Source organism: Chitinimonas violaceus, assembly GCF_052601015.1.
In genome coordinates this window covers 1-4,587 of record NZ_JBQXDJ010000130.1, presented here as the reverse complement: position 1 = coordinate 4,587, position 4,587 = coordinate 1, and the positions used below count along the sequence as shown (strand labels likewise).

Below are 4,587 nucleotides of genomic sequence, written 5' to 3'. Positions count from 1 at the left end.
CAGGGCCGCCAGATCGACCGGGGCATCCTCGACCTGTCGGGCGACCTTGAGGCGGCCAAGCGTGAGCGCGACCGCCAGCCCGCGCCCGAGGTGAAGCAGGCCGCCGCCGCAGGCGTGGCCGACTTCCGGGCGATGTTCGAGGCGCAGAAGCTGGCCGAGCTGGGCAAGCAGCAGGCCCGCGAGGCGTTCGAGCGGCAGAAGGCCGAGCAGGAACGCCAGAAGCAGGCCGAGCAGGCCCGGCAGCAGGCGCAGGCCGACCGGCTCAAGGAGCTGGCCGACCAGAGGGAGCGCCAGCGCCAAGAGCGTGAGGCCAAGAAGCAGGAGCGCGACAGCGGCCCGAGCTGGTCAAGATAGCATTGCGCTGTATGTGCAAATGCTTTACTATGTCGTTCAGGAGGTAACACCATGAGCGACGAAAAAACCACGATGACATTCCGGGTCGAGAAGTCCCTACGGGACGCCTACGACCGGGCCGCCAAGGCCAACGACCGCACCGGCTCCCAACTGCTGCGCGACTTCATGCGCGAGTACGTCAAGCGCCACGCACAGGGCGACTTGCTGAAAGACGGCAAGGGGGTGAAGTGATGGACGCGCAACAGCAGCTATTCGGCCTCATGGCCGTGGCCGAGGAGCACCAGAAGGCCGTCAAGGCCGCGCTGGACGGCCTGACCGCAGAGCGGGCAGCTCTCGCCAAGGAACGCGCCGCCGTGGCGCAAGCAGCGGCCAGCGTGGCCGGTGTGGCTGGCGAGGTGCGCAAGGCGGCAGCGGAGGCCGTTCCGGCCATCCAGAAGGCCGCAGGCGAGGCCGTAGGCGCTTCGGTGCGGCAATCCCTTGCTGGAGCCTCAGACGCGGCCGCAAAGGCGCTTGGCGAGGCTTCTAGGCCCATCGTCGGGCAGCTCTCGGGCGTGGTGAAGGCCGCCGGCGAGGCCGAGGGCAAGCTATCCGGGGCCGTGGCCGCCTTTGGCTGGCGTTGGGCCATGCTGGCCGGTGGTGCGGCAGCGGGCGGCATCGTGGCCGTGCTGCTGGCCGCCTGGCTGGCCGTCTGGTGGCAGCGCCACCAGGTCGAACAGTTGGCCGAGCAGAAAGCCGCGCTCCTGGGCGAAGTCGCCCAGTTGCAGGCGAACGCCGAGGACTGGGCCAAGCGTGGCGGTCGGGCCAAGCTGGAGAAATGCGGCGATCAAGGCCGCCTGTGCGTCCGCATCGACAAGAGCAGCGGCTACGGCAAGGACGGCGATTACTTCGTGTTGCGGGGGTACTGATGAAGCGCATGGGCGACCTGACCGCGCGTATCGCGGAGATGCAAGAGAAGGCCCGCCAGCGGGCCGAGCGTGAGAAGCGCGACCCTCTGCCGGGTGCGCCCCTACCGAAAAACGTGGTGCAGCTCCCGCTATGGCCGGAGCCTGTCCGGGCGGTGCCGAACGGCTTCCTACGGTCTGCCTTGTTCGGCGCGATCGCCAAGGGCAAACGCCGCTACATCGACGGCGAGCAGCTCGCCGCGCTCGATGGCATCGAGATCCGCTACACCGGGCAGCGCCTCGATCAAGGCGACCTCGACGTGTGGGAAAGCGTGCTGCACGCCGTGCGCCTTCAGGAGCTGGGCAGCACGTGCCGCGTCACGTCCTACGCCCTGCTGAAGCTCATGGGCAAGACCGACACCGGCAAGAACCGGGCGACGCTGAACAAGCGCATCACGCGGCTTGTGGCCAGCGCCCTGACGGTCAAGCAGGGCCGATACAGCTACATCGGCAGCCTGATTGCCGGAGCGGCCAAGGACGAGGAAACGCAGGAGTGGGTCATCGAGCTGGACGCCAAGCTGCGCCCGTTGTTCGCCGCCGACCAGTTCACGCAGGTGGAATGGGCCGTGCGTCACAAGCTGGACGGGAAGCCGCTCGCGCAGTGGCTGCACGGCTTCTACGCCAGCCACGCCGCGCCGTTCCCACTCAAGATCGAAACGCTGCACCGGCTCTGCGGTAGCGAGGCGGGCGAGATGTGGAAGTTCGCCCAGACGCTGCGCAAGGCGCTGGACGACGTGGCAGAGGCCAGCGCAGCCCACGGCGAGGGGTTCAGCTCCGACATTCGCGGCGACCTCGTGCATGTCGAGAAGAAGGCCCAAGGGGCGCAGCGGCGGCACTTGGCCAAGAAGGCCAGCAAGCCCCGGAAGCCTCGCGCTTGATACCGTTCCAGCAGGTAGGCGATACCGTTCCAGCAGGTAGGCGATACCGTTCCAGCAGGTAGGCGATACCGTTCCAGCAGGTAGGCTATCCACAGGCCGAACAGGCCGAAAAGCCAGCACTGGCGCGGGTTTGCGCGTTTCGGCAAAACCAAGCTAATCCGGTTTTAATCCTTATTTAATCACCCAGCGGCTGCGCCGCGACCACGGGGGCAAGCCCCCTAGGTCGCCCTGCGGGCTCCACCCTTCCCCCAAATCGACGCCCCCAGAGGGGGCAAACAACGGCCCTCAACCACTCCCCCCCGCCCCTCGCCAGCGAGGGGAGCGAGTCGCCCTCTGTCGTCATGGGTGCAGGGGGACGGCCTTCGGCCTCAAACCCCCTACACCCATGACGGGAGCGTGGGTCACTGCGAGGGCATCAAGGGGCTTTCGCGGCATATCCTCGCCCTTGCAGGGCTGCGGTATTCCACGACCCCTTGACCCCCTCTCCGTTCCAACACCGGGACAGCGGAGGGGCAGGGTCAAGGGCCAGCCCGGAAGCCGCAGCGCCGAAGGCGACCGGGTGAGGACTGGGGCGAAGCCGCACCCTTGACGCTGAACCGGAGCGGCAGACGTTCCAGTGGTGGGGTGCTGGGGTTCAAGGCCGAAGGCCGTCCCCTGCACCCCTGCCACGTGGCGAACGCGGGGTGTGGGGCAGCGCCCCACGGCTTAAAGCAAATTGATGCCAAATCGGCCAATAAGCAGCGCAAAGAGGCCAAACAGAATGACCGTCAACGTGATGCAAGCCCCAAGCGTGAGCCAAAAGCCAAGACGGGGCAGCAGTGCCGGGAAAATGAGGAACATAGGCAACGTCGGCAGGACATACCAGAAGGTGTACCAAGCGTGATTGGCAATCTTCTCTGAGGGCTGCTTCTCCACGTAAAGCCAAATCAATGCCAACAGGGTTACCAGCGGCAGCGCTGCAACAAAACCACCTAGTTTATCGCTACGTTTTGCTGCCTCGGAAACTAGCACTACAACAGCGGCGGTTGCGGCGTATTTGGTGATTACCCAGCCAATCATGATATGGCCCCGTCTGGCTTCTGAGGCTGGACGGCTGGTAGGTCAAACAAGGCCCGATCATCGGCACGGTTCAGCGACGCATCCAGCAGGGCAAGCAGCTTGTCTTGAGGCCATTCCCCACGCTCGACTTTGGCGAGGATGGCAGCGCCGACCAGAATCTTGCGCCGGGTGTCCTGTGAGCGTTTGGCTTTGGATTCTGCGGCCCTCTTGCGGGCTTCGATCTGTTGCTTCTTGGCCTTCTCCTGTTTGAGCTTGGCCTCTAGTGCTGCAATGCGTTCTTCGATGGTTGCCATTGGTGCGCCTCCTGTGGGATTGATGCCTTGCATTTTACCCCGACAGGTGATAGGTGCGCGAGTGGGTGCGGAGGCGTAGAATACGCCGGAGCACAGACCCGCAGCGAACAGCAAGGGCGCACTTATGCAAACTTCGTTTGCGTGCGGCCTGCGGCGCTGAAAACCAACCCCAAAGGCAGCCCGTGGCGATTTACCACCTATCCGTCAAGACAGTCAGCCGGTCGGCTGGTCGCACTGCGACCGCCGCCGCTGCCTATCGTGCCGGGGTGGAAATCACCGACGAGCGAACCGGCGAGATTCACGACTACACCCGCAAGGGTGGAGTCGAATCCGCCGAGCTGGTCTTGCCTGCCGGTGCGCCAGAGTGGGCCGCCGACCGGGCGGCACTCTGGAACGCAGCCGAGCAGGCCGAGACCCGGAAGAACTCGACGGTAGCCCGCGAGTTCGAGATAGCCTTGCCGGAGGAACTTTCCCCCGCCGAGCGGCAGCGGCTGGCCCGCGACTTGGCGCGGGAGATCGTGGACCGGCACGGCTGCGCGGCAGACGTGGCGATTCACGCCCCCGGCAAGGAGGGCGACAACCGCAACCACCACGCGCACATCCTGCTATCGACCCGCCGCCTTGGGCCGGAGGGTTTCACCGAGAAAACCCGCGAGCTGGACGACCAGAAAACCGGGCCGCAGATCGTCACGCAGTGGCGTGAGCGGTTCGCCAGCTTGCAGAACGAGCGGCTACGCGAGGCGGGCATAGAGGCCCGCGTCGATCACCGCACGCTTGAGGCGCAGGGAATCGACCGGGAGCCGACCCGGCACCTTGGGCCAGCGGCCACCGGCTACGAGCGCCGAACCGGCGAGCCGAGCCGCAAGCGGCTGGACTTCGAGGCCGAGGTAGCCGACCGGCTGACCCGCGCCAAGGAGGCGGGCGAGCTGGAGCGGCAGGGCCGCCAGATCGACCGGGGCATCCTCGACCTGTCGGGCGACCTTGAGGCGGCCAAGCGTGAGCGCGACCGCCAGCCCGCGCCCGAGGTGAAGCAGGCCGCCGCCGCAGGCGTGGCCGACTTCC

General features: G+C 66.3%; 7 protein-coding genes. 5 read left to right on the top strand and 2 right to left on the bottom strand.

From position 1 onward, the window contains the following. The 4 genes from ACUHMQ_RS20195 to trfA all read left to right on the top strand — a co-directional run. On the top strand, positions 1 to 354 hold a 354-nt coding region (locus tag ACUHMQ_RS20195), incomplete at its 5' end, for a hypothetical protein (RefSeq protein ID WP_445297247.1). A gap of 51 nt (positions 355 to 405) precedes the next feature. Further along, positions 406 to 585, top strand: a complete 180-nt coding sequence (locus ACUHMQ_RS20190) for a CopG family ribbon-helix-helix protein (protein ID WP_303675573.1) — start codon at positions 406 to 408, stop codon at positions 583 to 585. Beyond that, on the top strand, positions 585 to 1,259 hold the full coding sequence (locus ACUHMQ_RS20185; protein ID WP_303675576.1) for a hypothetical protein: 675 nt from the start codon (positions 585 to 587) through the stop codon (positions 1,257 to 1,259). Before ACUHMQ_RS20190 ends, ACUHMQ_RS20185 begins: the two co-directional genes overlap by 1 nt. Next, the gene (gene trfA / locus ACUHMQ_RS20180; RefSeq protein ID WP_445297246.1) at positions 1,259 to 2,173 is read left to right on the top strand and encodes a plasmid replication initiator TrfA; all 915 of its coding nucleotides are present in this window, start codon (positions 1,259 to 1,261) and stop codon (positions 2,171 to 2,173) included. Before ACUHMQ_RS20185 ends, trfA begins: the two co-directional genes overlap by 1 nt. Before the next feature lie 705 nt (positions 2,174 to 2,878). On the opposite strand, the gene ACUHMQ_RS20175 is transcribed toward trfA, so the two are convergent. Both ACUHMQ_RS20175 and ACUHMQ_RS20170 read right to left on the bottom strand, forming a co-directional pair. Beyond that, positions 2,879 to 3,232, bottom strand: coding sequence for a DUF3147 family protein (locus tag ACUHMQ_RS20175; protein WP_445297245.1), 354 nt, complete (start codon positions 3,230 to 3,232; stop codon positions 2,879 to 2,881). After that, complete coding sequence (locus ACUHMQ_RS20170) at positions 3,229 to 3,525, bottom strand: DUF8583 domain-containing protein (RefSeq protein ID WP_445297244.1); 297 nt, start codon at positions 3,523 to 3,525, stop codon at positions 3,229 to 3,231. Before ACUHMQ_RS20170 ends, ACUHMQ_RS20175 begins: the two co-directional genes overlap by 4 nt. Before the next feature lie 182 nt (positions 3,526 to 3,707). Between ACUHMQ_RS20170 and mobQ the strand changes: the two genes are divergently transcribed. Continuing rightward, positions 3,708 to 4,587, top strand: an 880-nt coding sequence (mobQ, locus tag ACUHMQ_RS20165; RefSeq protein ID WP_445297243.1) for a MobQ family relaxase, incomplete at its 3' end; no start/stop codon positions are given.

Bases quoted from the DNA above. Each gene is read 5' to 3' on its own strand.
- ACUHMQ_RS20190 (WP_303675573.1), top strand. From the start codon at position 406: ATGAGCGACGAAAAAACCACGATGACATTCCGGGTCGAGAAGTCCCTA.
- ACUHMQ_RS20185 (WP_303675576.1), top strand. From the start codon at position 585: ATGGACGCGCAACAGCAGCTATTCGGCCTCATGGCCGTGGCCGAGGAG.
- trfA (WP_445297246.1), top strand. From the start codon at position 1,259: ATGAAGCGCATGGGCGACCTGACCGCGCGTATCGCGGAGATGCAAGAG.
- ACUHMQ_RS20175 (WP_445297245.1), bottom strand. From the start codon at position 3,232: ATGATTGGCTGGGTAATCACCAAATACGCCGCAACCGCCGCTGTTGTA.
- ACUHMQ_RS20170 (WP_445297244.1), bottom strand. From the start codon at position 3,525: ATGGCAACCATCGAAGAACGCATTGCAGCACTAGAGGCCAAGCTCAAA.